The organism is Paenibacillus sp. J31R122, from assembly GCF_056269185.1.
In genome coordinates this window covers 118,514-145,306 of sequence record NZ_JBWDNM010000003.1, presented here as the reverse complement: position 1 = coordinate 145,306, position 26,793 = coordinate 118,514, and the positions used below count along the sequence as shown (strand labels likewise).

The following is a 26,793-nucleotide window of genomic DNA, read 5'->3' as shown; positions in this document are numbered from 1 at the left end:
AAAGTTTTATGCGACAACATTCAGTAGCAGTCCTTTGATTGTAGCATTCCTATTTCGGGCTTGGTTTCACCTTATCTAATATTGTATTTATACCATGCCTTACCAAGAAGCACCAAAGTTTTCGCAATTTAAAGCATTGAGTCCCTATAACACAGGCAACCACATCCTCAGGACGTGGTTGCTTCGTTTTATTGGCGGAGTCTGGTGGATTGAGAACGCTGGTTTCATAATGCCACAAATACGTAACATATTGCCCGTTGTGCATTATTGCCCATTAGGCAATAATATACTTATGCATTTATTTTTGAAAAACCTTCCAGTCTATCTGAAAAGAGGTGATCGCTTAGGCGTTTCATGATGAACAAACAAAGCCTACGCCATATCAAAAGGGAAGCAACCGCGAATGCCCTTGCCGATGCAGCGTTCGCGCTTGCTCTGGAAAAGGGGTTAGACAGCTTCGTCGTCGAAGATGTCGTGCAGCGCGCCGGTTACTCCAGAAGAACGTTCGCGAACCATTACTCCTGCAAAGAGGATGCAGTGGCGATGGCCGCTGTCATCTTTAAAGGCGCCGATGAAGTCGCCGATTGGATCGGAAGCTTAAACGAAGACATGGCCCCGCTTGATATCCTATATCAGTTGATGAAGTTGCAACTGACTGGAGAACATTTTTGGAAATTGCGCCAGCTCGTTTCTCTTTCGAAGCAGCACAAGGCGCTTGAGCCCTATATCCTCAGCGCGCTTCGCAGCTTGCAAATAACGGCTCAGGACACTATACACGAGCTGTCACGCGGAAGATATCCAGAGGGGTATACTCACCTACTCGTCGGCGCCGTTTATGGAGCCGTTCTCCCCTTGCTTGACGGCAGCATGAATGTGCTGCTCCCAGGTCAATCTACCGCCGAAACATTGGAGACTATCACGTTCGATGATTATTTAGACACCATGTTTAGTTATTTGCGAAACGGATTCTAGTCCAATACTTCACGTTATTTCTACATGCAAAGGAGAAACATTAACGTATGTCAACTTTTCTATACAAATTGGGCAAGTCAGCTTATACCAAACCATGGTATTTCATTGTCAGTTGGATCGTGATCCTTGGAGTTGTGCTCGCCTTACTCGGGGTCAACGGAATACATGTCAGTTCGGATATGAAAATTGAAGGAACGGAATCGCAGAAGGTTTTAGACAAGTTGTCGGCAGAGCTGCCGGAAGCTTCGGGCGGACAAGCCAGCATTGTGTTCACGGCACCAAAGGGCGAACGTCTGGACACGCCAGAGCGTTTGGCATCCATTAGCAAGGCTGTTAACGATGTATACAACCTTGAGTTTGTCATTAACCCGATCGAATTGGCTGCAAAAGCCGGAGCATCGATGACCGATGCTGCTCAAGGGAACGAAGCTGCACAAGCTGGGCAAGGGAGCGCATCTGATTCGGCGCAAGCAGCTACAGGCGAACTTCCTCCCTACGGCCCACTTATAGTAAACGGTGTTCCGATACCTGGCGCGATGCTTGCATCTGACGGCAGCGTTGCCCTGTTCCAGTTCCAATTCACCGTTCAGCAAATGTCGCTGCCTGAATGGGTCCCTGATTCAGTAATCGATGCTGTCATGAGCGTCGAGCAGACTGGGATTACCGCATTGCCTAGCGACTCGCTTTCGACTAAACCTGCCATTGGATCAACTGAAGCAATCGGTATTGCCGTTGCCGCCGTTGTCCTCTTCATGACACTCGGTTCGGTTGTTGCTGCAGGCTTACCGCTTCTGACCGCTCTAATGGGAGTAGGCATAAGCGTAGGAGGAGCTTTTGCCTTCTCAAAAGTTTTCCATATGACCGATCTTACGCCTGTTTTAGCGCTTATGGTCGGACTGGCCGTCGGTATTGACTACTCGCTGTTCATCGTCAACCGTCAGCGCCGCATCATTCTCGACCAAGGACTAAGCGCTCGTGAAGCCGCTAGCAGAGCGGTCGGTACAGCTGGCAGCGCCGTATTCTTCGCGGGCTTGACCGTTATCATTGCGTTGTGCGGCATGCTTGTGATCGGGATTGGTTTCCTATCCGCGATGGCGCTTGTTGCTGCTTTGGCCGTTCTCGTCAATGTTCTCGTTGCTCTAACCTTACTGCCAGCTCTGCTCGGCCTGGTTGGGGAACGCATCTGCTCAGCTAAAGCTCGTGCGACAAGCAGCAGCAAGGCGAATAAACCTTCACATGGGTTCGCTCACCGATGGATGACCGGCGTAGTGAAGGGCCGTTGGCTTATAGTTGTTGGCGTCATTGTTCTTCTAGGCACAGCGGCACTCCCTGTCGCAAAAATGGACATGGGTATTCCATCAGGTGCCACGGCAAACTTTGACACTGCATCCAGACAGAGCTACGATGCTATTTCAGATGGTTTCGGCGAAGGCTTCAATGGACCACTGCTTCTCGTCGCTGAGCCTAAAGGAGCCTCAGGCACCATCTCGATGGAGACGCTGGGCGGGCTGGTTCAGGAGCTCCAGCAGCATGAGAACGTTTCGCTCGTAACACCTATGGGCATGAACAAAACTGGAGATATGGCGATTATTAGTCTCATCCCGAAAACAGGACCAACAGATTCAGAGACCAAAAACCTGGTCAAAGAAATTCGGGCTTCCGATTCGAGCATGGCGCTTAAGTATGATGTCACGATTGGCGTTACTGGATTCACCGCTATCAACATCGATATGTCATCGAAGCTAGCTGAGGTGTTCCCGCTCTACGTCGGCATTATCGTGATCCTATCGCTGATTATACTGCTGCTCGTATTTCGCTCGATCATCGTTCCACTCAAAGCTACGGTAGGCTTCATTCTCAGTGTGTTAGCCACATTCGGGATCACTACGGCCGTATACCAATGGGGATGGCTTCACTCCCTCTTCGGCTTTGATACCGGTGGACCGCTGCTCAGCTTTATGCCGATTATGGTTACGGGCATTCTTTATGGGCTGGCGATGGATTATCAGGTCTTCCTAGTCAGCTCCATGCGCGAGTCTTACGTCCATGGGCATCATGGTACGGAGAGTGTTGTTCATGGATACAAGCAAGCTAGCCGCGTTGTTGTAGCCGCAGCCGTGATTATGGTATCCGTCTTCGCCGGGTTTATTTTCGCTCATGATATTATGATCAAACAGATTGGTTTTGCGCTGGCGATCGGCATCCTTATTGACGCCTTCATCGTCCGCATGGCGCTCGTCCCAGCAGTCATGGCCGTCTTCGGTGATAAAGCGTGGTGGCTGCCGAAATGGCTAGACCGTTTGCTGCCGAACCTGGATGTAGAAGGTGACAAGCTGCTAGCAGAGTTGAAGAAGCAGGAAAACGCTTCACAGCATGATTAACCCACGAAAGATTTACTGATTATTTTTCTCTTAGAAAAAATCTATCATTTGCACTTGGACATTCGTAGAAAAAAAGAGGTCAGCCAGAATATCTGGCTGGCCTCTCAATCACTTAGAATAAACTCAAATCATTGAATCCAAATGGAGCTGTCTACAGCTTTAAGGATGATACGATGCAATCATTTCATCACCTTCTTTTCTAATTATGCGTTCTATTTAGTGTTTTTTCTTTCTCGACTATTGTCTGGTCATATCTGGTAATTTTATAGTCTAGGCGTTCCAGTACCTTATTCATATCTTCTATTCTTGTTAGGAGCTGCTTACGCTGCTCGATTAGGAGTTCTTTTCTAGCCTCCGTTGTTTCATCACCCTGTTGGAACAACCCAACATACTCAATCAAAATTTCTACTGGAAGACCTACACCTCGCATACATTTGATAAATTCAACCCACCTGCAGTCTTCTTCCGTATAATCCCTAATTCCACTCTTATTGCGGTTCACCCGTGGAATAAGTCCTATTCGTTCATAATAGCGGAGTGTATCCTGTGACAAATCAAATTTTCCACTTACATCTGATATCAACATACAAATTTCTTTCACCTCCCTATTTCAGATCAAAGGGGCGTTCTTGTCGTTTCTTATATTAAATGGCACCAACTACCGGATGAGGAACATAAGGCTCTTCCAACGAAGCAACTTCTTCCTGTGTTAACGTAACTGAAAGAGCTACTACCGCATCATCGAGATGGGATATTTTTGTAACGCCGAAAATCGGAGCTGTTACTGGTTCTTTCTGCAACAACCAAGCAAGTGCAACTTGAGCACGGGGAACACCACGTTTTTCCGCTAATGCAGCTACACGGTCTACAATCAATCGGTCCGTATTGGCAGTCGCATCGTATTTGGATTTTTGAGCTTGGTCGGTTTCGTAGCGATACGTTGTTTCCGACCAATCACGCGCTAATCTTCCTGATGCGAGCGGACTATAAGGAATTACTCCGATTTTTTCCGCCTTACATAGCGGTATCATCTCTCTCTCTTCTTCACGGTACATGAGGTTTAAATGATTCTGCATGGATACGAACCTAGTCCATCCATTGTTCTCGGCTACATGTAATGCCTTAAGGAACTGCCATGCGTACATCGCAGAAGCACCAATGTATCTTGCCTTACCAGCCTTCACAACATCATGCAATGCTTCCATCGTTTCTTCAATTGGAGTATTGTAATCCCAGCGGTGGATTTGATAAAGGTCTACATAATCAGTGCCCAATCGCTTCAGACTCTTATCTATTTCACTCATAATTGCTTTTCGGGAAAGCCCTGCTCCATTGGGACCTTGATGCATGCGGAAATGAACCTTAGTCGCGAGGACAATTTCATCACGATTGGCATAATCCTTTAATGCTCTTCCAACGATTTCCTCGCTTGTTCCGTCTGAGTACACATTCGCTGTATCAAAGAAATTGATACCAAGCTCCAACGCTTTTTTTATAATTGGACGGCTGCGCTCTTCATCAAGTATCCAGGGATGAGTCCAACGCTCCGCTACACCAAAGCTCATACAGCCTAGGCAAAGCCTAGATACATCCAAGCCTGTATTTCCGAGTTTCATATATTCCATTTAATTGTTCCTCACTTTCAAATACATTTTGTTTCCCTCAGATATAGTTTACCTCTTGGAGATAACTCCAAGTCAAACGTTATAGCTAAACAGCTCGTTAACATTGAGAGTAATTTAAATTTGCATATCAAAATAAAATTTGATAAAATACCTGACGAACGTTCGTTAATGTCGAGGTGATTTTAATGAAAAGTAAAGAGATTAAAGACATCGCTTTAAAATTTTTCACCATTCATGGGTACGAGGGGGCATCTCTGTCTCTAATTGCTGAGAATGTCGGTATGAGAAAGCAGTCTCTCTATGCTCATTTCAAAGGAAAAGATGATCTATTTCTACAAGTTTTACAAGATGCCAAAGAGGCAGAAATCTCATCGAAACTAAACTATTTGAGTAAAGTGGATACACTATATCCTAAAGCAGATTTATTAGGATATCTGCAATTGGTCATTGATTTGTTTCAACAGAGCGAGCAGTTAAAGTTTTGGCTGCGTATGTCTTTTTTTCCACCTCTCCATCTCGCACCAGCGATTAATGAGGAAGTAATCGATTCGGAAACTCAGATCCAAACCATATTAGAAAGCAAATTTCAAGGTTGGATCGATGCCAAAGCCATCATGGAAGATACAGCCATCATCCCTACTCTTGCCTTCTTGGGTGTAGTTGATTCGATCATGCTGGAGCTTGCATATGGAAATGATGAAAAACGTCTACACGATAAACTTAATGCCTCTTGGACCGTATTTTGGAGAGGTATTTCACAGCTATGATTTGACAGAGAGAGGTATTGCTTCATGAAGAAACCAATAAAAGAACAAAAAACAGTCTTACTCATTCTGCTAAGTAATATATTCATTGTTTTTTTGGGTGTAGGACTTATCGTCCCCGTCATGCCATCCTTTATGAATAGTATGGATTTATCAGGCCAAACGATGGGTTATCTATTTGCAGCATTTTCATTCGCACAACTAATCATGTCTCCCCTAACAGGACGATGGATCGACACTTATGGCAGAAAGAAAATGATCGTAATTGGCTTATTCCTCTTTAGTGTATCCGAAGTGATCTTTGGTTTAGGCACACATGTATCCGTTCTTTATTTCTCCAGAATTCTAGGAGGCATTAGTGGTGCATTTATTATGCCTGGCGTAACTGCCTATATTGCAGATATTACTTCAGTAGAGGAAAGACCTAAAGCGATGGGTTATATTTCTGCCGCCATTAGTCTCGGTTTTATTATCGGCCCAGGTATCGGAGGTTTTATTGCTGAGTTAGGTATACGTGCCCCGTTCTATTTTGCTGGATGCTTCGCATTAATAACATGTATTTCTTCCCTATTTATTTTAAAAGAGCCACTAACCAAAGGGCAGCTTTTGGAAATCACTCGGCTTAAAACGAATTTAAGCTTTGTGAGTGATCTTAAACGTTCGCTTCATCCACAATACATTATTGCCTTTATTCTCGTGTTTGTACTGGCTTTTGGTTTATCCGCATATGAAACTGTATTTAGTCTGTTTTCTGATCATAAATTTGGTTTCACACCACGAGATATTGCAATCATAATTACAATAAGCTCAATCTTCGGGGTCGTAGTTCAGGTCTTTATGTTTGGTAAAATGGTAGATAAACTCGGTGAAAAGAAACTCATTCAGCTATGCTTAATTGCTGGCGTAATATTCGCTGTAGTATCAACCATGGTCTCTAGCTTTTTAGCTGTCTTATTAGTAACCTCCTTCATCTTTCTCGCATTTGATTTGCTACGGCCAGCTTTAACAACCTACTTATCAAAAACTGCTGAAAAAGAACAAGGATTTATCGCTGGTATGAACTCCACCTATACAAGCTTGGGCACTATTATCGGGCCCTCGATTGGCGGTATATTATTTGATGTAAACATCAACTATCCGTATCTCTTTGCTGCTGTCATTATGCTCATTGGTTTAGTCATTACGATGGTGTGGAAAGAAAAACAATTGGCTAGCAGCTTAGCTGAATAAAGAAAGCCAATGTCTTTGAAAAAGACGTAGATTTCTCTACAATAAACCAAACCATTCTAAGGAAGTGGTTTGGTTTATTTTTTTGTGGAGACAGCGGCGTATCCTCGATCAATCCAGATGTCAAATCGCCTCTTCACATAACAGCATTTATGTAGTAGCGATGGAGCGAGCATTTAAGATCACTCGCTTGCTTCTGATGCCATAATAACCGATTTTATTTCAACAATCGTCCTCTAATGACAAAAAATGTAATACAATAAAGATACATAAATTTTTAACAATTAATCCATCTGTAACTTAGGCTCCTACTCAGAATTGAGGTAAGCTAATGTCCTTCGAGTAAAGTACGATTGGATTGGAGCCGCTGTTTGCGTTGTCGGAGTCTCAATTATGCTTTGGGCTCCTAGAAGTTAATAAAAATTTCTTAATATACAATTTATTAATTATGATGCCATTAATATTAAGCACTCACATGTCTGGTGTGTTACAACAATATTAGCCACTCCACATGCCATGAGTAGACAGTGAGAACAAGCTATACGTGTGTTCTTTATTGTAATCTATCATCAAACATTAATTGGAATTGAATACCGAACGGATCTTCAATAATACCGTATGCTTTGCTAAACACATTATTCGATAAAGGAATAATGATTTTCACTCTATCATCTGTAATTAAGCTATTATAAAAATGTTCAATTTCCTCTAAGTCAGCACTTTGAATACATAATGAAGTGTTATTACCAACTGTATATGCTTCATTGGTATTCATTGTATCTTCCGCTATCATGACTTTTGTTCTTCCGATTGATAAGACAGAATGAGAAATATAATTCTTATTCTCATCAGTAAGCTGTATGGAGCTTTCACGTTTTGCCATGTCTTCATAGGTTACACGTAACAATTCCTCTGCGTTAAAATGGTTTTTGTAAAAATGTATAGCTTCTTTTGCTTTTCCGTTCATGGATAAGAAAATAGCTATTTCTAGTGTTGTACTCATGGTATCAATCTCCTTTTATATCATGATTTGAGGTGGATATCTTATACATTTGATATATGACCTTGAACTTATCATAATAGATAAAGGTATCAAAACATGACACCTTTATAAGGAGATTTATTATGAAGAAATCAGAAAGATTAAATGACATGATCAGATACTTGAACGGTCGAGAGTTCTTTAATTTAAATGACCTCATGGATCAATACAATATTTCAAAAAGTACAGCTCTTCGTGATATTAGTTCATTAGAACAATTAGGTATGCCTATTTATTCGGAACATGGCAGACATGGACGATATGGTATCTTAAAAAATACATTATTATCCCCCATTATTTTTACTATTGATGAAGTGTATGCTCTGTATTTTGCCATGTTGACGTTAGAGTCTTATCAATCAACACCATTTCATTTAAGTGTTAATCAACTACATGAAAAGTTTGAAAACTGTCTTTCCAAAAAACAAATAAAGCAGATTCACCAAATGAAAAAAGTCCTACAATTTGAAATCTATCAGCATTATAATATCAGTCGTTTTTTAGATAAAATTCTAGAAAGTATTCTTAATGAGAGCAGCTGTAAGATTCAGTATTTAAAAGAAAATCAGGCAAAAAGTTACCACGTTCAATTCTTCAAAATTTCCGCTAGGTTTGGTCAATGGTATGCTACTGGAATAGAGTTAAATACAAATAAATATAGAGTTTTCAGATGCGATAGAATAACCCTTATAGGAGAAGAGGAAGTCAAATCTCACTTTTCTATAGATGAACTCCTTAGTCGTTCATTAGAAATTTATCAATCTGAGAAGAGTATTGACTTTGAAGTAGAGATTTTAGAACAAGCCAAGGATATTTTTTATAAAGAACATTATCCTTCTATGAAATTAGAAAATGGTCATAAAACAGTCATTACGGGATTCTATAATCTGGGTGAAGAAGAGTTTATAGCTGACTATTTGATGAGATATGGTCATTTTGTTATATCCGTGAAGCCTGAATCATTAAAACAAATGATCCAAGATAGAGTTGAGAATCTCTTAAATCACTATCAAAAATTGTAAATCAGCATGCAGATCGCAATACTGTACGAGTTTTTTTTTCCTACCTTGCAACACAAGAGTAACGGTAGAATTATTTCCTTCTTAGCATCTGGGTAAACCAAAAGCTCCTATCTCTTTGGCCTCATAGACCAGATAGGAGCTTTATTTATAAGCTTATGGATATATGCGATCCGGAAGAATGTTCAGCCAAATCTCAGTTTCTTTATCCTTTTTGCTGTAGTCATGATAATTAGTTGCTTCAAGGACATCTCTGTAATGCCACTGTTCTGGCTTGTTATCCGGCCACTGCTTCGCGTCTTTGTGAATGTCTTTGGTCTGGACATGTCGATCTAATACACTATTGATTAAGGTCATAGCTTCAGCACGTGTGATGTATTGATCAGGCCTAAAGGTCTTATCTGCATATCCCTTTATCCAGCCTTTGTTCGCAGAGGATGCAGTGTACTTCTCCGCCCAATGACCACTGATATCTGTAAAGAAATCATTCGTTATTTCATCTAGTTTATCGAATCTCGAAGCAATTGCAGCGAACTCTGCTCTAGTTATATACTGTCCCGGTGCAAATGTTCCATCTGGATAACCATTGATTACTTTGGCTTTATTCATTGTAGCAATGTATTTGTTAGACCATCGATCACTCGTCAAATCAGAGAATGAATGCGTGTTGGAAAGATAATCTTCGCGGCTGTTATCTTCCATTAATCGGTAAAAAATAGTAGCAACCTCTTCACGATCAATACTGTTTTCGGGCTTCACCATTCCATCTGGATAACCAATTATATAGTCAAAATGAAGATCATACTCTAATTTAGGCGGCTGTATAACAGGAGGTGTTGGTGTTGGTGTTGGTGTTGGTGTTGGTGTTGGTGTTGATATTGGCGTTGATATTGGAATTGGTTTAACAATAATATTAATCGTCGATAAATATTGTTCGCCACCTTCACCAGTTCGGACTTTGACTGTAAATGTATCTGGACCTACATAATTCTCACTTGGCGTATATGTCCAAATCCCATCCTCATCCTCATCCCATTCTACCTTTCCGTGGCTAGGGCTGCTAGCAAAGTCGAAATCTAACCAATCCATTTCCAAATCTACTGCTACGGGACCTCCAGATACAGCCGTATTTATCATCGTTGCTTTCGTCTCATTGATTATGCTAGGCGGATTATTAACGGGATACTCAAATGGAGGAATAATTAAAATATCCCATTTAATTGTGTATACATCTTTATTCGTAGTAGCAATTATAGTAAAGCTATCTTCACCCGTAGAACCTGGATTTGCTTCATATTCAAAAATAGGATAAACATATCCACCATCTATTATCTTCCCAAGATCAGGACCATCTGTTAAATTGTAAGTAATTCCTCCATGTTCAGGATAAGGAACTTTTATATTCCCCTGAAATATCTCCCCAGATTGCACTACGTCATAGTTCGGTATATTGGAATAAAGTGCATCTACAGAATAGTAATTCATACTCGAATCAATTGTAATACTTTCCTCACTAGTAACTGGAGTTGCAATAGTATAGCCTGCCACTGTGCTAAACTTAATTGTATAGGTACCATCTGCAACATTATGAAAAAAGAATCTACCGTCCTCATAGGTTCTCGTTTGCGCTACTTCCACACCACCATTCATAAGCACTACAAGTACACTCTGCTCTAATGGGTAGCTTGAATCAGCATCATCACCTGTATCATTGCCTGTTACTTTACCAAAAATTGTAGCTTTCCCTGGCGAAACAGCCGAAACGCTTGGAGTAACAATGAGCACATGAGCCACGAATCCAACTACAAGTGATACCATACATAACCATGAAAATACTTTAATCATATGTCGTCTCATTAAAGATTACCCTCCTATAATTCTGGTTTTTGACCCAACCACTTCTTTGCCCAGTTTCCTCCACTCCACAATGCTTTGATTTGACATAAATATCCTTAAATGTACCATCTCACCTTCGCACATTCTATTATCCGAACGTAGCAAAATAGTCGAAGTTGGGTATACTTTCGTTCTCCTCAGGAACAAGAAAAAACGCCTTCGGTGTCTTCGGGCGCTAGTTCAAAAATTACTGATCCTTTTTCTATATAAGCAAATACCTCGTCATCGTTAATATGAGAAAAAGCGATATAATAAGAGGTTTCTTTTTTGTATTCAACATATAAAAAATAAAGTCCTAGACTGTCACTGCTTGATTGAATTAACGTGTCCCATTAGATCTAGATAGGTGTTAAACAGCGTTGCAATATTGGTCATGTTGCCAATTCCGGACTTCATAATATCGTCTGGATTAGCCTTGATGTTATACTAGAACCTTTTTTTCGAGATAAATGTGGCTTTAATTCATCACCCTCTTATAGCGACACACAGGACTCCACATGTGTGGAGTGGCTAACTCCGCGCAGGTAACTTCACGATCAGGTCTGAACATACCGTTCCCCGTTAATTTGATAAAAGTTATTGACATAAGAAATGTCTCAGTGATATATTGTGCATGCACAACATACACAGTTTTGAAATGGAGGAGACGATATGCTGGCACTAGATATCAAAAATTTAAATAAAAAATATGAACATTTTCAATTAAAAAACGTATCTTTTCAACTGGAAAAGGGTTATATTATGGGATTTATCGGAGCCAATGGTGCGGGGAAAACAACCACAATCAAATCCATTTTGAATTTGATACGTATAGATAGCGGCGAGATTCATATTTTAGACAAGAACATGACCGAGCATGAACTTGAATTGAAACAAGAAATTGGCTCTGCATTTGGAGACATTAACTTTTATACGCGCAGTAAAATCAAAACGTTAACGAATGTGATCAAAAGGTTCTATTCGAATTGGGATGATGAAACCTATTACAAGTATTTAAAAAAATTCAACTTGATTGAGGACAAAAAAATAGCAGAATTATCAACCGGCATGAAAGTAAAATATAGCTTGGCCCTTGCTTTATCACACGGCGCAAAGCTTCTTATACTGGATGAACCAACAAGCGGACTTGATCCGGTTGCCAGAGACAATCTGCTGGATATTTTTCAGGAGCTGGTACAAGATGGCGAGATCAGCATCCTGTTTTCAACTCATATCACATCCGACTTGGAAAAATGTGCAGATTATATTACCTATATCCATAACGGACAAATTATCAACAGTGCGGAAAAGGAAGAATTTATCGATACGTATCGATTGTTAAATGGTAAGAAAGAGCAATTGGATATGATCAAAAACCAACTAATCGCCTACAAAATAAATTCCTTTGGCTTTACAGGCTTGATCCATACAAAAGACTTTGATCCATCATTAGAAATTAAATCGTCCGTACCGAATATTGAGGAGATAATGATCTACTGCTCAAAAAAGGAGGATATGTATGTATAACTTATTAATTAAAGAATTAAAGTTAGGAGTAAATCCTTTCTTCTATATCATGCCTTTTTTGACAGGCGCCTTAATGCTAATTCCCGGATGGTTATATTTCCTTGTCATCCTTTACTTTTGTTTTCTTACGATACCGAACATGTTTGCAGGCTATAAAACTCAGAACGATTTAATATTTTCAAGTATGATGCCTGTAACTAAAAAAGACATTGTAAAAGCAAGGGTGTCCGTTATTGTAATCCTGGAGGTCATGCATATTGTTGTTGCCATGATCTATGGTGTGATAACGCTACGTTTGTATCCGAATCTGAAGTATCTTTTCTTCGCACCCTCCTTTGGTTTCTGGGGACTTTGTTTCGTCATGTTGGCGATTTTCAATATTATCTTTATATCGATGTATTACAAGACGGCGTATAAATACGGCGCAGCAACGTTTGTATCCATTGCAGCTGCTATGCTTTTTGCCGGGGGAGCAGAATGGCTCGGCATACAAAATTCGTTTGTATCTGATCTTTTCAAAGGAAATGGTGCTGACAACTTAGCCATTCATCTATCCATCCTGATCACTGGCATCGTGATATTTGCGATATTTACGATAATCGCTTATCATATTGCCAACAAACGGTTTAAGAAAGTGGAAATTTAATGAACATAGCGATTTCGAACACATCTGATAAACCCATTTATCAGCAGCTTTTTGAACAAATCAGCGCACAAATTCTCAAGGGGAAACTAGAAAATGGGTATAGCTTGCCACCCATTCGACAAGCGGCTACGGAGCTTCGTGTTAGTATCATTACCGTCAAAAAAGCGTGGGAAGAGCTCGAACGACTTGGTTTGATTTACACCGTAACCGGCAAAGGATGTTTTGTCGCTGATCTCTCACCCGATGAGATGCTTCAAAAACGCAATGAAATGATCCTGAAGCAGATGGTTATTGATACTTCCTATTACAAATCCTTTGGCCTCACAATAGATGAAGTTTATGAGCTTTTGAAGGAAATCTATTGAACATGTAGAAATGAACAGAAAACCACGTCCTATGGACGTGGTTGATTTGTTATATTGGCGGAGCATAGGGAATGACCTTGCACGAAGATGTCCGAATCTTTGATCAGATGCCTGACGAAGCGTAATCGACGAGGACTTTTATTCCTTCGATGCTTATTCACTTCATTCCGTCCGCGCGGACTGAACCCCGGGGTTCGCCCTCTTGTTGGGTCCGTCTCCACCCCCATTATTTCAAGTCCCCATTCCAGAATATGCTCATTAAAGATTATGTATCATCTTGTTCTTCCTTTGAAAGCTTTCCATTTATAATTTAAATCGTGTATTATCATTATCCTTCAACTATTCTGTACAATTGCGCTATCCTCCCTTTCACTGAACAGGCTGCCGATTGTGCCGGCAGCCTGTTCTCCGCTGCCGCTCGAATACGCAGTCCGAACATCTTTTAAGCCCCCCCTCCGATTAGTCTGTAATTTCAATTCAAGCATAAGCGTACAACACGCTATCAAGCCTACCAACCTCAAAAAGCGAATTGAGGGATAAAAAGAGGCCAACACAACGGATAAAAAATTAAAATCGGGATAAAATCTGCATCTTTCGGAAAATTCCCTCCCCCTCTACCGGACAAACAAAAACGGCTGGGCGAAGTAAACCTCCTCGCCCAACCGTTTTTGCTTCAGTCTTGCACGTTCTTTTCGTTCATCTTGGTCACGACCAGTTTGTCGCTCATTTCCTTGCCGGCGTAAGCCGCGGTGATCTTGGTCTTCCCTTTGGCAACCACGGTAACCAAGTCGGCTACGCTGATCGTTGCAACTTCCGGAACACTGCTCTTGAAGCGCGCTTGATGCCATATACTTCCTACGGTATTGCGGGATTCTCATACAAAAATACTTGATCGAATGAAAGAAGATCTCGAAGCTCATTCAAAGTCAATTACAGCAATGGATTGCTGGTTTGCCCAGATCTCCAGATAGTGAGAATTGTACATAATCCCCAGCACGTTACCAAATGGATCCGTGACAGCCGGAACACGTCTCATAAAGACAGCGTTTATTTTTGTCGTCCCGATTGATCGTGAGGCACTGTGACAGTTACTGATGTATCCGTCTTGTTGCCCGCTTTATCGGTCGCCGTGCAGGTTATGGTGTAGATGCGTCCCGATCCACTGCCTGATCTTTCGGCACGCAATCGAAATGAAGTGACAAACGGACTGATATTGGCCTCAATGTCACCTTGACCACTATCCGGTTCATTGCTCGTTATGGAGGTTAAAACTACCGATTCAACGCCTGAAGCAGCATCACTCGAATCAAGTACAGCATGGACAACGACCATTTGATGATTAGCCGGCCATATCGACGTTTTGTCTAACTGAACAGATAGTAATGGTGCTGTCTTGTCAATTTTAAACTCGATAGATTTGTTCAGTTCTACATTGCCTGCCAGGTCCGTGCTGCGATAATTTACCTTATAAATCCCTTCTCCGAATGCAGGAATGGAACCCGTATAGGGGAGCCATTCCCCGTCATTCACTTGATATTCCGTTTTAGCCACACCGGATAGTTTATCATAAGCAGACAAACTTACCGTAACATCCGATTTATACCATCCGTTGCTGCCGTTAGGTTTGGCAGGTTCTACAGTTGCGGTGCTTACGGGTGCCGTCTTATCCAGCTTCGGCCTTAATTTGGTGCTAAACGATTGCCCATAAGACTGAGCCGTATCGATAGTCAATTGAACGGTTGGAGACAGCCGCTCGATACGGATACGCGGATCATTCGATATGACCCCCTCTGCCTCCCGGTCGATTTCGATCCGGATGCTTCCGGCATTTTCTTGCGTCGGGTCGGAAACCGAAATTTCAAGCTCGTTCGCGTCCTCTTTAAGTAAAACGGAAGCTTTGCTGTCGCTCGTAATGCCGCCCGCCGTCGCCGTCACATTCTCCCAAAAGTTCGCTCCCGTCAAATGCAGCGTACGATGCCGGGCGGCTTGCACCGAAGCCGTATTAGCGAGTATGGAAATAGCCGGATTGCTCGCATAGGCGCCGACTTCATCGCTCGTACGATTCGGAAGAATGACGTAAGCGTAGCTGCTGTCAGCCGGATTCGCCCCGTGGTCGAACCATATCGTTTCGTAGTTTGTCGTTTGGGTATCGTTTACGGACAGCGGAACGTTGCCGATCGAGCTCCACGTACCGGTCCGCTGCTCGCGCAGCATATGAACGTCGGACGGCTCGGGGAAATAATAGCCGACATCCGAGCCGGTTGCCGTATTGCCTTCGACATGCACCCAGGAGACCTGCTCGAGAAGCTGCGGTCCCGCCGTCAGCGCATTCGGTTGTACGCTCCCGTCTACCGTAACGACATTGGCATTATTGTTTCGCAGCTTGCGGTTATCGACGATCGTTTCGATCGTCCTCCCTTCGGAGCTGTTGATCCCCGCACCTATCGCGACGACTTCATCGTCGAACATAAACCATGATTTTCTGGCCTCCACCGCTTCTCCATTGCCGTCGGCATCGAAGCCGCGGTAATCCATCCCGGCTATGCCATACGCTCCGAGCGTCGTCCCTCCGGCCCAAGTCAAGGGGCTGTACTTCTTGAATCCCGAAGAATCGGTTCTCGCTTGCGTGTCGACCGTCGTTCCGGGTAGCCGGTAAGGGTCAACCGTCGGCCAGAAATTACCGTCGAATTGCCCATGATCCTCATTGTATAGATAGGTCATGCCGTCACCGGTAAACCAGCCGCGCTTATTTTCCCCGACGGTGAATTCATAGTTCGGAATCCGCTTGGAATGCATACTGATACCGAATCCGAAGTCCGGCCGAAGGTGAACGGCTCTATCCATCTTCGGGAATACCTTGCTCAGCATAAGTCCGTCGGCAGGAGCGACGTTCCCGTCCTCCAGCAAGCTTTTGACTCGTACCGCATTGTAAATGCTGCCCGTTTTGCCGATGTAGGACTGATATGTATCCTCCTGCACCCACTTTTTGATCATCCGCTTGTAGTTCTCCTTATGCTCGGCGGGGGCGGATTGGGAGAGAAGCGTCATTGCGTTAATCAGCGTGGAACCCGAATCGTGACTGTTGGTATCCCCTTTGGCAATAACCCTGCCCCTCGTCATGTCCATGAATCCGCCTTTGTGCATAAAGGGCTCGAAAGAATCGTATATCCATTGATATACGTTATCGACATCCGGATCGTCGATTGCCCAATCCGAATCGTTTACAAGATACAGCGCCGTAGCCACCGTATTCAGCAAGCTCAAGCCGTACCCACCGTTATAAGGAATCGATTCGTGCTGAATGAAGGAACCGTCGGGATAAAAGCCGTCCCCCTTCGAAACATACTTGAACAAGCTATATGTTCCGTTCCCTGTTGTAGGTTCCGCGCTCTTATATGCATCGCTCAGGAGAAGCTTGCCTGTCGTAACGATCCCACTGTCCTTGTTCAAAATGCCCGCCAACATGTAAATTTGGCTCAGCCACGCCCGATTGGCCCCTGTCGCGACCGTTTTGCCGGCGTTGTATTTGTTCGGATCTTTCATATAGAAGTACATGGCGTTCGACCAATCGGCAATCCGGGAACCGGGCAGTTGATCGTAAAGCAGCACCATGATGTCGTTCAGCAGCATCGGGATACCCATTTCCCAATGATAAGGATTATCGGAAAGAGGGGTGACGCCATCGTACCAATTGCGGTGCAGCCAGCTAAGGGCATCAGTCATTTCCTCCAGAAGCTCACTATCCCGATAATACGTCGAGCCTTTCGTGGAATAAGCGAGCGACAACGAGCGCAGCCGAGAATAAGAATTATATAGATTGACGACGGTGTTCGATCCGCCTGGCACGTACACTAAATCTTCCCAAATGGATGCTCCCGGACGAACGAGGTTCACATAGTCGACGAAAAAGCCGTATCCAGTGCTTTTATCGTTCTTTCCTGCCGATTTAAGCCGAAGTTTATGCGTTCCCGCTTCCAGGAATCGCGTCCCCAAAGCCTGCATATCGACCGTTCCCGCGGAAGTGGAAGTGTAATGGTCCTGAGGCGAGCCCTGAGGTACGCCGTCGATCTCCGCCTGGATGATCCCCCCGCTGGTCAAGGTTCTCGATCTGACCCACACTCCATACGTCCCGGCAGCAGGAACCGTTATCGTATATTCGATATAGTCGTCGGGCTTGTTCAACGTAACCCGGTCTCCTTTGCCGCCGCTTAACCGCGCATCGTTAACCGTCTGCCGCTTTACCCCCGTCGACATAACCGCCGCGAGTCCTTCTCCATCGAGGAACGGAGCCGGTTCGGTTCTTGCAGGCAAAGCGTCCGGCAGAGGTATCTTGACCAATTGGATGCTATCGATCGCCAAATCGTATTTACTGCTCGCGTCATTGCGGCCTGTAATCGTAAAACGGAATTTGCTCTCGTCGGAAGCAACGCTCAAGCTCCCCAAATTTAACGTTTCCACGACTCCCGCCGACGAGCCCCCAGCCGCCGCATTCGGGTAATACATATCCTGCGGCTCTCCCTGCTCTTGCCCGTTCACGGAAAGCTGGAACCGGCCGTAGCTCGAAGCCTTTTTGACGGATACAAGCACCTCGTATAAGCCTGCTCCGGGAACGTTCAACGTGTACTCGATGTAATCCCCGTCGGCGTTAAGATTGACCTTATCCCCTTTGCCGTTGCTGAGTCTATTGTCGGCAAACACGACATGGGTATCGGCGGACGATAATTCCGCCTGCAGATCCTCCGCTTCGTAATTCGGCAAGGACGGATCTTCCCTAAGCATTTCGTCGTAATATCCTTTTGCCGTCTTATCGATATAGCTGATTTTGTCACGGATTACGGAATCGTCAGGATCGTACGACTCCCCTCCGGTCAACAGCTCGTACCAACGGCCGCGGAGCTCGTCAAACCGGTCGGCAGTCGATGCCGAAGCCGGGAGCACGGAAAAATTCGAAAGAAGCAGTAAACATGTCAGCAAGGCGCAAAGCGATTTCCTTTTCATTACCTGGTTCCTCCTCAAAATTATTTCCATTAGGTAGCGCTTTCATTTGACCGATTATTAGAGGCCCGGGTTCATCCCGCAGAGCCTCTACTTTCACTTTTACACCGCGCCGATCGAAGGCCATGCAAGCTCAATGCCTTCCCGCACAAGAAGCTGCTGAAAATCCGCCAGTCTGGACGGATCATTGCGTACCTCAGTGGGAACCAGTCCACGCTCCAAGCAGTAAGCCGCTAAATAGCCAGCGGCCTCCCCGATATTCCATTCCACGGGGTGCAGTCGGTAACAGCCGTTCGTAATATGCGTCGTACCGATATTTTTGCAGACCGGCACTAGGTTCAGGACACGTTCCGGAATAAGGCTTCCAAGCGGAATTTGAAAAGGCAGACTCGAAATATCGATATAATTGCGGTTTCCTACGCTTGGATGCAAATCGATCCGGTAGCAGCCAACCCCGATCGAATCGGCGAACGCTGCGGTCGGCTGATCTCCCTGACATTCCTTGGCTATATGCTGCTCCAGCACCGTAAACTCGGCTTGGATGCGGCGGGACTCGCGTATGTAAGGACTCATGGCCAGCCCGTCCTCCGTTCCGACGACGTCTTTGCGCAAACGCAGTCCGCGGAATCCTTCACCCCCGTCCGGCCGGGGTGCCTCGGTCTGCATCCAGTACAGCAAGGACAAGCTCAGCTGCTTGGCCTGCTCTAGGTGGCGGAGCCTCTCCTCTTCCTCTACGTCGATAACGGAGCCGAGCCAGTAGTCGTTTTGCGGCCAATTCACGAGTGTAACATCGCTTCTGTATAAGCCGTCCCGAAAGTTGCGGCTTGCCGCAATCCGGCGATATTCCCATAAGGAGTATGTCTTTCCGTCCGGGAACAATCCGTAAGTTCTCGGCTGAAGCGTAATCGGATTGGAGCCTGTCCAAGCACGGCCAGAGCGACCCTTGGTTCATGGCAAAGCCCGCTTACCGAGCCGCTGCCCGGATTCAAATGCGGGTTGCTTAACGCTTCCGGCACGAGCGAATAATTCCGTTTGTAAAACCGGCGGACGCCTTCCCTGAACATCCGGTATGTACGCGTACAGCCAAATTGCTCGATCCAAGGATGCTCATCGGGTGGAACCGCCTGACTGGTCAATTGTCCGCCAATCCACTCCGTCTCCTCCGTCATGACGACCGTTTTTCCCATCTTCGCTGCCGCCAGAGCGGCTGCGACTCCCCCAACTCCTCCGCCAATAATCGCTACGTCAACATGCTGTTCCTTCATCCTGATTTGCCTCCTTACACATGGAAAGATTCCTTTAATTGATTCCTTTTTAATTCCTTTTCAATGAAATAAGAGAAGAAAAACACAATGCTGATTCCCTTCTGATTTACTTAAAATTATAGTTGAAGCCGAAATAACTGTCAATCTTCATTCCGCCTGTCTCTCCGAGCACGTCGTCCCTCCATGCAACCCGCTGTAAATGTATAGCGGCAGCTCGAAAACCCGACATGAAAACCCTTCCTCTATGTGACGCCGGACAAAATAAAAAGCAGAACAAGCGATTCGCTTGCCCTGCTGTGCTTTGTGCTGTATTGTTGTGTGCCGTGAGAAGTGCCGGATTCCTTCTCTATCGTTTCATTTCTTTACTCAACAGCAAATCCGCCACACTGTCCTGGAACTGCCCTTCATCCAACACCCCGGACCAGTAGTCTTTAATTTTCTGCCCGACGGCATTAAGCGTTTGAATGGAAACGCCCAGATCGCGATGGTAGGCATACGTCGGGAAAAGCTCCCGGTACATCATATACCTGGACGGACGGTTCAACCCGTTTGCGGCAAGCTTATCCGCGACGCTTTTGAGAGCCGGTATGCTGACTGTCCGCTCATGAATCATGCGCTGCGCGTGCAAGGAAGAAAGAAACCGCAGAAGCTGGCGGCCGGCCTCCTTCGACCTTGAGTTTTTCATGATGGCCGTACCGATCGTAACGAGAAGCGATTTTTGCGGATCGCCGCGGCGAAATGTTGGCAAAGGCGCAATATCATAATCCAAGGGAAGCTCGTTAAACTGGTTCAGGTTGTAATAGGTGGACAAGATCATCGAAACGTCGCCGCGAATAAACAACTGATTCGTTTCCTCGCTGCTGGCCGCAAAATATTTCGGAAAAATGTCCTGGTCGCCGATTATCCGGCAAAAGGTCCGAATGCAATCGACCAGAATCTCCCGGTCCCCGCCCCTTTCTTCGCCATCCTTCATTGCCTGAATTCCGGCTTGCAGCAAAAAAACCGGATAGCGGGTTCGCGACAGAACCTGAAAGTAAAAACCGTGTTTATTGCGGTATTCCGCCAGGCTTCGCCCCGCAGCAATGACATCGTCCCACGTCCAATAGCTGTCCGGCTCCTGCAAGCCGGCCTCCGCAAAATGCTGCCGGTTATAACAAAGGACGACGGGTGACAGTGAAATCGGACTTGCGTACATGCGGTGATCGTATCGGAATGCCTCATTCGTAATCGAATACAGCTCGTCGTTCGTCTCTACCGGCTCGAGCAGGGATAGCATGCCGGACTCCGCCATTTCCTGCAGCATCGCACTATTAAGGTATACGACATCGAGCATCTCGTTCGCAGACATTTCTTTGATCGATTTAACGTAATGGTGGAAGTCGAGCGACACCTTTTTGATGTGGATGGACGGATGAAGACGGGTGAACTCGGCCAGCAATTCGTCCAGGAGAATGTCATTGTTCATGGAATAGCTGCATCCGAAATTGAGCGTGATCGTTTGCGCCTTGCTCTCGGCTACTACGCTTCCGACCCTGTCGATTTTGACGATCAAGCCTTCCTCGACCAATATATCCAGCCCTTTGCGAACGGATTTATTGCTCATCTGAAAGTCTTTGGCCAACTGGCTTTCCGCGGGCAGGAAAGAGCCCGGTTTGCGCATGCCGCTTACGATTTCCGTGCGCAGCTTGTCGACCATCGCCTCTAATTTTATTTGGAATGCATTCATTGTTAATTCCTTTCTCATGTATATATAAATGATATTATTCTTTAATATACATCAATAGATACATTCTCTCTTTTCGAGACAGCTTTGTCAACATTCCGCCAATTTGGTTACTTGTAAAAATAAAACGGCTGCGGATTCTATCGTTAGATCTCACAGTTACCTCAGTGATCCAACCTCCATACGCATTTCATGACAAGTTGACTCTCGATTAATTCTGCGGTCAGCTCTCCGTTCATTTTGACCATTAGACTTTTGGCAATTGCTAATCCGAGCCCAGTTCCTTTACCCGATCGGGAGCGGTCGGCCGTATAAAATCGATCGAACAGATTGTTCAGATCGCTTAGCTTCAAGTGATTAGCTTGGTTGCGGATAGACAATACAACCGTCGATTGTTGCTTCTCCATATTGATCCAGATTGGCCCATCGGAATGATGGATCGCATTTGTTATCAAATTCTCGATTACACGCTTTATGGCAGATTCATCTGAAGTCAAGAGGAGCTTTTCTTCGGCAAGCTGAATAACTGCTTCCCCTTTGCGTTCGTTAAATTTGTCGTAGAACCCCAGTAAGATTTCAGGGACCAAAACGTTCATGTTTACCTTTTCCGTTTTTAACTCGTAATCCATAGATTCGATGACTGATATTTCAAAAAAATCGTTTAGCAATACTTGCAGCCTTTTCGTTCGACTTTTGGCGATCGATACATATTCTTGTCTCTCTTCATCGGTTACTTGATCCGATTCTAAGAGCTGAATATATCCGAGAACGGAGGTTAATGGCGTACGCAGGTCGTGAGAAATATGGGATATACTCTGTTTCAGCTCGTACTCCGTCCGTCTTCTAAGCGCTTTGGCATCCTTAACCAAATCCATAAGGTTGTTTATTTCGTTAGCCAGTTGTTCTAGATCGCGTTCAAAAAATTGAAGATCAACTTTTTTTTCGGTTAACCCCTGATTGTAGGCGTATAGTTGATGATGAATTCGTTTCATTTCTTTCTTCAATAAATACAAGCGGATGAGTGCAGCAACAGCCAGAAAGCCTACAGCCACAACCAAATAAATCAACATGCTCTCACCCGCTTCTCTAGTTACTTAATTTCTTTGCGTCGATATACCCATGCGCTCAAGATCCCGAAACAGACAAATGTAATAATCGGGATTATGATCATCCGAAGTAATAGACTACTGTCAGGGGAAACAGTTCCTATATCATATAGTAGCTTAAACACCGTATAGCTATATATCGTTTGAATAAATGAAATATAATTACCCAATACAGTAAAGAGCATGTCGATGAATAGGAAGAACACCATCGTAAAAGCAATCGTTTTACCACTTTCCGCCATGAGAGTCGCAATCAATGTGGCTATCGATGCTAATGCTGCTACGCAAAGAACAAGCAATCCAAACGTTCTTAAGAAATATAGAGATGTCGATTCATCGGGCAGCTCCCCGAAACCGGACAGCAACGTTGCAACGATACAATTGATTACGGGAAACAGCAGGCCAAGAATAACGGAACCCAGTGCGTACACAAGTTGTTTCGCAGCGATAATCCTTCCTCTACTATTACCGCTAGAAGCGATACTTTTCATCACGCCGGTCGTATATTCGCTAGATATAAAGAAACCGGCAAGCACGCACATCCCAATGATCATAATATAATTTCCCAAAAGCGCGCTTTTCCACATTTCTATCCCGGTAGCCGGATATTCCCCATCCATCGTGTGGTCGATGTATTGAAAGATGGACCAAAATAAAGCGGAGGCCGAGATAATCAATATGAGCGCCCGGAACGACCGATCCTTGCGTAGTTTATACCATTCCGATTGGATGAGGTTATTCATTCCACTCCCCCCCCAATTCGGCCCGTAAAGTACGCTTCCAAATCTTCGCCCATGGGCATAAATTGTTCGATAATCAGTCCAGCCGTCGTTAGCGCCACGGAAACTTTGCCAGGAGTATCTACGTAACTGTACAGTTTGATCGTCCCGTCCGGCAATACTTCAAATTGGGAGGCACCCAATTCCCCTTCAATAACGGCCGCCGCCTTCGCGGCATCATTCACCTTAATATGCAGGTAGTGCTGGCATTTCTCATTAAGTTCATTAGCAGACAATTGCTCCAGTAATTCCCCTTTATGAATAATGCCAAAATGGGTGGCCAACAGATGAAGCTCACTTAAGATATGACTTGATATTAAAATGGTAATTCCATTTTCCCGATTGAGCTTTTTGAGGAGCTCCCTCATTTCGACGACCCCCATCGGGTCCAAGCCATTCGTCGGTTCGTCTAGAATCAGAAATTCCGGATCTCCAAGAAGAGCAATCGCGAGTCCTAGCCGCTGCTTCATTCCTAATGAGAAGTTTTTCGTTTTCTTCTTGCCCGTACTTTGCAGACCGACCAAAGACAGTGTTTTCTCGATGCACGCTTTGCCCGGGATTCCCCGTAGAAGCCTATGGGTGTCCAAATTTTCTCTAGCCGTCATATTCGGATATAAAGCCGGACTTTCGATGATCGAGCCCATTCGTTTTCTAGCTTCGCTCAGATCCTGTGCATCCCTCTTGCCGAACAATTCGATGGAACCGTCTGTCGGGGAAGCCAGCCCGCTGACGATACGGATCATCGTTGATTTACCTGCACCGTTCTGTCCGATAAAACCGTAAATCGCACCTTTTTTGATGGACAGATTCACTCGATTAAGCGCATAGTCCATCTTGTAGACCTTGGTTAAATGATCGGTCTTCAGTACATATTCACTCATCGTCTCACTACCTCTCTCTGGGATAGCTTCATTATCGGAGGCAAAGCATAAGCGATCATAAAGGGATTATTAAGAAAACATTAAGTTGTTATTTGAGCCGGTATCCCATCCCCCATAACGTTTCTATATAATCTTCTTCGGGATTTACTTTGGATAGTTTATTTCGTAAATTGCTCATATGGACGATAATCGTATTGTCATCCCCCACAAAGGTATCCTCCCATACGCTCTCGAATAAATTTGCCTTAGAGAACACTTTCTTCGGATAGGACATGAAAAGCTCGAGAATAGCAAACTCCCTTGCCGTCAGCATCACTTCCGATTGGTTGATCGTTACGGTCTTTGTATCCTTGTTTAAACTAATGTCTTTATACTGGATTTGATCGCTGGGAGCCTTGCTGATCAATCGGCTGTACCTTCTTAAATGGGAGTCGATTCTAGCTGACACTTCTTCGATATCGAATGGCTTCGTTATATAATCATCCGCGCCGATGCGTAGAGTGGTTACTTTCGTCTGCTGTTCTTCATTAGCTGAAATGACGATAACAGGAGTCGGATTCTTTTCGTTTATTTTTATAAGAAGCTCCTCTCCCGTCAGGCCGGGAAGCATCAAATCAAGCAGTATCATATCCCATTCCTGTCTTTCCAGATAGATCATAGCTTCCGTCCCGGAATACGCGGGCAGAGGAGAATAACCGCTTTTCTTTAAGATTTTGCACAACAGTTGGTTGATGTCACTATCGTCTTCAACTACCAAAATGTGTGTCGTTCTATCCAACATTCTCACCTACTATCTGTAATATTAGAAAGATACTTTCGACAGGAAGTGTTAAAAGCCCTTTTGAATCGATTAAGTACAAATTGATCATAAATTTACTTCTCTAAAAAATCAAACCGTATCCCTTAAATTAACCACCAACTCCCACCTGCTTTACTACTATTTGTGATGAGGTTCGCCACAATTGATTTTGAACTATTCTGCCCGTTAATGAAGCATCGTCAGTCTAACACTTTATTTTCCAGCCTAGAACTTTATCTTCTTCTGACAGTAAGCAAGAAGTGTAGCAGTGAAAACTATTATCATTGACATTCACCGTGAAAGAATAATCTTACTTTCAGTTACAATACTAGATGTCTGCTCCCATCATTTAAACGCGAATAATATACTTTCTATCCATGCATTTCCCAACAACGGTCCGAGTCCGAGATACGAGCGAAGAAACAACAAAGATTACGTCCCCAATTCGTCCCCAAGATTATCAATGTGGGATCGTAAGTTATTGTAATCTTAAACAAAAAAAACCTTGCTACGCAAGGGCTTGAGTCGTTTATGGTTGGTAGAGCCTAGGGGGATACAGCTCGTCAAACTCGCTTACCCACTATGGGATGTCCGAATCTTGATCCAATTGCTGACGAAGTTTATTCAACGGGGACTTTTAGCGGTAGATTCAGACGCCGTGCTCCTCCACTAGATGCATTTCCTTCGAAGCCCATTCACTTCATTATGTCCGCGCGGACTGAACCCCGGGTTCGCCCCCTGGGCAATCCACCAAATAAACAGAAAACCACGTCCAGAGGACGTGGTTTGAATTGTTTATTTGGTGGAGCCTAGGGGGATCGAACCCCTGACCTCATCGCTGCCAGCGATGCGCTCTCCCAGCTGAGCTAAGGCCCCAAATGACGACAAAGCTGATATTATCACATGATCGCCAAAACTGTCAATCTTTATCTGTTGGACTGCTCAGTGGTTCCTTGGAGAGCAGACTGTTGAGCTCTTTCATAAACATTTCGATATCTTTGAATTGGCGATATACGGATGCGAAGCGAACATAGGCTACCTCATCAACTGGATAGAGCTCATTCATTACGATCGCCCCAATTTCACTGCTATCTACCTCGGCTAGAGCTGTTGTTCGAAGCTCCTTCTCTACCTCGGAGACGATAACCTCGAGACGCTCGGCCGGTACAGGGCGCTTCTCACAGGCGCGAATGAGTCCGCGCAAAATTTTATCGCGGCTGAATTCTTCGCGGCTGCCATCTTTTTTGATGACGATTAGTGGTGTCTCCTCAATCATTTCGAAAGTCGTGAAGCGTCGGCTGCACTTCTCGCATTCACGTCGGCGGCGGATAGACTTGTTTTCGTTGGCCGGTCTGGAGTCTAATACTTTGGTTCCGGCATAGTCACAGATTGGGCATTTCATGGTGCTCCATTGCCTCCTTTCTCAATCAAACGATCATTTTCAAAGCTTTTTTTTAACCTAATCTTTTTTCCAGACAATTCCTGTAATGAACTTTTGATTTTCGCACATAATACATTTACCAACCGCAAGGAGGTGAACATACATGAGCGCATCACGCAGCAGTAACCAATTGGTTGTTCCACAAGCTACAGCAGCACTTGACCAAATGAAATATGAAGTGGCTCAAGAGCTAGGAATCTCTATGCCGCAAGACGGCTACTTCGGTAACATGGCTACAAAAGACGCAGGCTCCATCGGGGGATCTATCACCCGTCGTCTAGTACAAATCGCTGAGCAATCACTTGCCGGCGGAGCACGTTAATGATTTATTAAAAGTTGTATGAATATCTGTAGCTTTGGC

General features: G+C 44.5%; 22 protein-coding genes, 1 tRNA gene and 2 pseudogenes. 10 read left to right on the top strand and 15 right to left on the bottom strand.

Going from position 1 to position 26,793, the window contains the following annotated elements; all coding sequences use genetic code 11:
* Positions 1-354 precede the first annotated feature (354 nt).
* Positions 355-972: a TetR/AcrR family transcriptional regulator gene (locus AC0YN7_RS06970; RefSeq protein ID WP_475809236.1), complete on the top strand. Its 618-nt coding sequence runs from the start codon at positions 355-357 to the stop codon at positions 970-972.
* Between the two features lie 47 nt (positions 973-1,019).
* Positions 1,020-3,353, top strand: coding sequence for an MMPL family transporter (locus AC0YN7_RS06965; protein ID WP_475809235.1), 2,334 nt, complete (start codon positions 1,020-1,022; stop codon positions 3,351-3,353).
* 199 nt (positions 3,354-3,552) lie between these two features.
* On the opposite strand, the gene AC0YN7_RS06960 is transcribed toward AC0YN7_RS06965, so the two are convergent.
* Positions 3,553-3,939 (bottom strand): MerR family transcriptional regulator, encoded by a 387-nt coding sequence (locus AC0YN7_RS06960; RefSeq protein ID WP_475809234.1) that lies wholly within the window; start codon positions 3,937-3,939, stop codon positions 3,553-3,555.
* 58 nt (positions 3,940-3,997) lie between these two features.
* Positions 3,998-4,978, bottom strand: coding sequence for an aldo/keto reductase (locus AC0YN7_RS06955; protein WP_475809233.1), 981 nt, complete (start codon positions 4,976-4,978; stop codon positions 3,998-4,000).
* A 185-nt stretch (positions 4,979-5,163) separates the two neighbouring features.
* On the opposite strand from AC0YN7_RS06955, the gene AC0YN7_RS06950 reads away from it, so the two are divergent.
* From AC0YN7_RS06950 to AC0YN7_RS06940, 3 genes and pseudogenes are all read left to right on the top strand, one after another.
* Complete coding sequence (locus AC0YN7_RS06950; protein ID WP_475809232.1) at positions 5,164-5,745, top strand: TetR/AcrR family transcriptional regulator; 582 nt, start codon at positions 5,164-5,166, stop codon at positions 5,743-5,745.
* 24 nt (positions 5,746-5,769) lie between these two features.
* On the top strand, positions 5,770-6,972 hold the full coding sequence (locus tag AC0YN7_RS06945) for an MFS transporter (RefSeq protein ID WP_475809231.1): 1,203 nt from the start codon (positions 5,770-5,772) through the stop codon (positions 6,970-6,972).
* 345 nt (positions 6,973-7,317) lie between these two features.
* A pseudogene (locus tag AC0YN7_RS06940) lies at positions 7,318-7,386 on the top strand (YnfA family protein); the annotation flags it as partial.
* Between the two features lie 136 nt (positions 7,387-7,522).
* Here AC0YN7_RS06940 and AC0YN7_RS06935 read toward each other — a convergent pair.
* Complete coding sequence (locus AC0YN7_RS06935) at positions 7,523-7,972, bottom strand: VOC family protein (protein ID WP_475809230.1); 450 nt, start codon at positions 7,970-7,972, stop codon at positions 7,523-7,525.
* Positions 7,973-8,094: 122 nt separating this feature from the next.
* Here AC0YN7_RS06935 and AC0YN7_RS06930 point away from each other — a divergent pair, with 122 nt between their 5' ends.
* Complete coding sequence (locus AC0YN7_RS06930; protein ID WP_475809229.1) at positions 8,095-9,033, top strand: helix-turn-helix transcriptional regulator; 939 nt, start codon at positions 8,095-8,097, stop codon at positions 9,031-9,033.
* Between the two features lie 153 nt (positions 9,034-9,186).
* On the opposite strand, the gene AC0YN7_RS06925 is transcribed toward AC0YN7_RS06930, so the two are convergent.
* Positions 9,187-10,887 carry an S-layer homology domain-containing protein gene (locus tag AC0YN7_RS06925; protein WP_475809228.1) on the bottom strand — a complete coding sequence of 567 codons (1,701 nt, stop codon included), beginning with the start codon at positions 10,885-10,887 and terminating at the stop codon, positions 9,187-9,189.
* Between the two features lie 690 nt (positions 10,888-11,577).
* On the opposite strand from AC0YN7_RS06925, the gene AC0YN7_RS06920 reads away from it, so the two are divergent.
* The 3 genes from AC0YN7_RS06920 to AC0YN7_RS06910 are packed head-to-tail and all read left to right on the top strand — an operon-like array spanning position 11,578 to position 13,443.
* Complete coding sequence (locus AC0YN7_RS06920; protein WP_475809227.1) at positions 11,578-12,432, top strand: ABC transporter ATP-binding protein; 855 nt, start codon at positions 11,578-11,580, stop codon at positions 12,430-12,432.
* Positions 12,425-13,078, top strand: coding sequence for an ABC-2 transporter permease (locus AC0YN7_RS06915; protein ID WP_475809226.1), 654 nt, complete (start codon positions 12,425-12,427; stop codon positions 13,076-13,078). The genes AC0YN7_RS06920 and AC0YN7_RS06915 overlap by 8 nt, the downstream gene beginning before the upstream one ends.
* A complete protein-coding gene (locus AC0YN7_RS06910) occupies positions 13,078-13,443 on the top strand; it encodes a GntR family transcriptional regulator (protein WP_475809225.1) in 366 nt (121 codons plus the stop codon). Before AC0YN7_RS06915 ends, AC0YN7_RS06910 begins: the two co-directional genes overlap by 1 nt.
* 673 nt (positions 13,444-14,116) lie before the next feature.
* Here AC0YN7_RS06910 and AC0YN7_RS06905 read toward each other — a convergent pair.
* The 11 genes and pseudogenes from AC0YN7_RS06905 to nrdR all read right to left on the bottom strand — a co-directional run bounded on the left by AC0YN7_RS06905 (position 14,117) and on the right by nrdR (position 26,393).
* Positions 14,117-14,293 carry an Ig-like domain-containing protein gene (locus AC0YN7_RS06905; protein WP_475809498.1) on the bottom strand — a complete coding sequence of 59 codons (177 nt, stop codon included), beginning with the start codon at positions 14,291-14,293 and terminating at the stop codon, positions 14,117-14,119.
* Positions 14,294-14,490: 197 nt separating this feature from the next.
* Positions 14,491-18,441 carry a polysaccharide lyase family 8 super-sandwich domain-containing protein gene (locus AC0YN7_RS06900; RefSeq protein ID WP_475809224.1) on the bottom strand — a complete coding sequence of 1,317 codons (3,951 nt, stop codon included), beginning with the start codon at positions 18,439-18,441 and terminating at the stop codon, positions 14,491-14,493.
* Between the two features lie 99 nt (positions 18,442-18,540).
* Positions 18,541-19,703 (bottom strand): annotated as a pseudogene (locus AC0YN7_RS06895) (FAD-dependent oxidoreductase).
* A 106-nt stretch (positions 19,704-19,809) separates the two neighbouring features.
* Complete coding sequence (locus tag AC0YN7_RS06890; protein WP_475809223.1) at positions 19,810-19,932, bottom strand: hypothetical protein; 123 nt, start codon at positions 19,930-19,932, stop codon at positions 19,810-19,812.
* Positions 19,933-20,049: 117 nt separating this feature from the next.
* Complete coding sequence (locus AC0YN7_RS06885) at positions 20,050-21,429, bottom strand: ABC transporter substrate-binding protein (protein WP_475809222.1); 1,380 nt, start codon at positions 21,427-21,429, stop codon at positions 20,050-20,052.
* A 161-nt stretch (positions 21,430-21,590) separates the two neighbouring features.
* A complete protein-coding gene (locus AC0YN7_RS06880) occupies positions 21,591-22,496 on the bottom strand; it encodes a sensor histidine kinase (RefSeq protein ID WP_475809221.1) in 906 nt (301 codons plus the stop codon).
* Positions 22,497-22,516: 20 nt separating this feature from the next.
* Positions 22,517-23,275, bottom strand: coding sequence for an ABC transporter permease (locus AC0YN7_RS06875; RefSeq protein ID WP_475809220.1), 759 nt, complete (start codon positions 23,273-23,275; stop codon positions 22,517-22,519).
* The gene (locus AC0YN7_RS06870) at positions 23,272-24,192 is read right to left on the bottom strand and encodes an ABC transporter ATP-binding protein (RefSeq protein ID WP_475809219.1); all 921 of its coding nucleotides are present in this window, start codon (positions 24,190-24,192) and stop codon (positions 23,272-23,274) included. Before AC0YN7_RS06870 ends, AC0YN7_RS06875 begins: the two co-directional genes overlap by 4 nt.
* A gap of 88 nt (positions 24,193-24,280) precedes the next feature.
* Entirely contained in the window at positions 24,281-24,970 is a 690-nt protein-coding gene (locus AC0YN7_RS06865; RefSeq protein WP_475809497.1) for a response regulator transcription factor, read from the bottom strand.
* 821 nt (positions 24,971-25,791) lie between these two features.
* A tRNA-Ala gene (locus AC0YN7_RS06860) sits at positions 25,792-25,867 on the bottom strand.
* A 43-nt stretch (positions 25,868-25,910) separates the two neighbouring features.
* Complete coding sequence (nrdR, locus tag AC0YN7_RS06855) at positions 25,911-26,393, bottom strand: transcriptional regulator NrdR (protein ID WP_475809218.1); 483 nt, start codon at positions 26,391-26,393, stop codon at positions 25,911-25,913.
* A gap of 142 nt (positions 26,394-26,535) precedes the next feature.
* Between nrdR and AC0YN7_RS06850 the strand changes: the two genes are divergently transcribed.
* Positions 26,536-26,754: a small, acid-soluble spore protein, alpha/beta type gene (locus AC0YN7_RS06850; RefSeq protein WP_475809217.1), complete on the top strand. Its 219-nt coding sequence runs from the start codon at positions 26,536-26,538 to the stop codon at positions 26,752-26,754.
* The last annotated feature ends 39 nt before the right edge of the window (positions 26,755-26,793 follow it).

Coding starts and splice junctions, on each gene's coding strand:
- AC0YN7_RS06870 (WP_475809219.1), bottom strand. CDS start 24,192: ATGAGTGAATATGTACTGAAGACCGATCATTTAACCAAGGTCTACAAG.
- AC0YN7_RS06945 (WP_475809231.1), top strand. CDS start 5,770: ATGAAGAAACCAATAAAAGAACAAAAAACAGTCTTACTCATTCTGCTA.
- AC0YN7_RS06885 (WP_475809222.1), bottom strand. CDS start 21,429: ATGAATGCATTCCAAATAAAATTAGAGGCGATGGTCGACAAGCTGCGC.
- AC0YN7_RS06935 (WP_475809230.1), bottom strand. CDS start 7,972: ATGAGTACAACACTAGAAATAGCTATTTTCTTATCCATGAACGGAAAA.
- AC0YN7_RS06890 (WP_475809223.1), bottom strand. CDS start 19,932: ATGTCGGGTTTTCGAGCTGCCGCTATACATTTACAGCGGGTTGCATGG.
- AC0YN7_RS06970 (WP_475809236.1), top strand. CDS start 355: ATGATGAACAAACAAAGCCTACGCCATATCAAAAGGGAAGCAACCGCG.
- AC0YN7_RS06925 (WP_475809228.1), bottom strand. CDS start 10,887: ATGAGACGACATATGATTAAAGTATTTTCATGGTTATGTATGGTATCA.
- AC0YN7_RS06880 (WP_475809221.1), bottom strand. CDS start 22,496: ATGTTGATTTATTTGGTTGTGGCTGTAGGCTTTCTGGCTGTTGCTGCA.
- AC0YN7_RS06950 (WP_475809232.1), top strand. CDS start 5,164: ATGAAAAGTAAAGAGATTAAAGACATCGCTTTAAAATTTTTCACCATT.
- AC0YN7_RS06955 (WP_475809233.1), bottom strand. CDS start 4,978: ATGGAATATATGAAACTCGGAAATACAGGCTTGGATGTATCTAGGCTT.
- AC0YN7_RS06850 (WP_475809217.1), top strand. CDS start 26,536: ATGAGCGCATCACGCAGCAGTAACCAATTGGTTGTTCCACAAGCTACA.
- AC0YN7_RS06965 (WP_475809235.1), top strand. CDS start 1,020: ATGTCAACTTTTCTATACAAATTGGGCAAGTCAGCTTATACCAAACCA.
- AC0YN7_RS06915 (WP_475809226.1), top strand. CDS start 12,425: ATGTATAACTTATTAATTAAAGAATTAAAGTTAGGAGTAAATCCTTTC.
- AC0YN7_RS06930 (WP_475809229.1), top strand. CDS start 8,095: ATGAAGAAATCAGAAAGATTAAATGACATGATCAGATACTTGAACGGT.
- nrdR (WP_475809218.1), bottom strand. CDS start 26,393: ATGAAATGCCCAATCTGTGACTATGCCGGAACCAAAGTATTAGACTCC.
- AC0YN7_RS06900 (WP_475809224.1), bottom strand. CDS start 18,441: ATGAAAAGGAAATCGCTTTGCGCCTTGCTGACATGTTTACTGCTTCTT.
- AC0YN7_RS06875 (WP_475809220.1), bottom strand. CDS start 23,275: ATGAATAACCTCATCCAATCGGAATGGTATAAACTACGCAAGGATCGG.
- AC0YN7_RS06920 (WP_475809227.1), top strand. CDS start 11,578: ATGCTGGCACTAGATATCAAAAATTTAAATAAAAAATATGAACATTTT.
- AC0YN7_RS06910 (WP_475809225.1), top strand. CDS start 13,078: ATGAACATAGCGATTTCGAACACATCTGATAAACCCATTTATCAGCAG.
- AC0YN7_RS06960 (WP_475809234.1), bottom strand. CDS start 3,939: ATGTTGATATCAGATGTAAGTGGAAAATTTGATTTGTCACAGGATACA.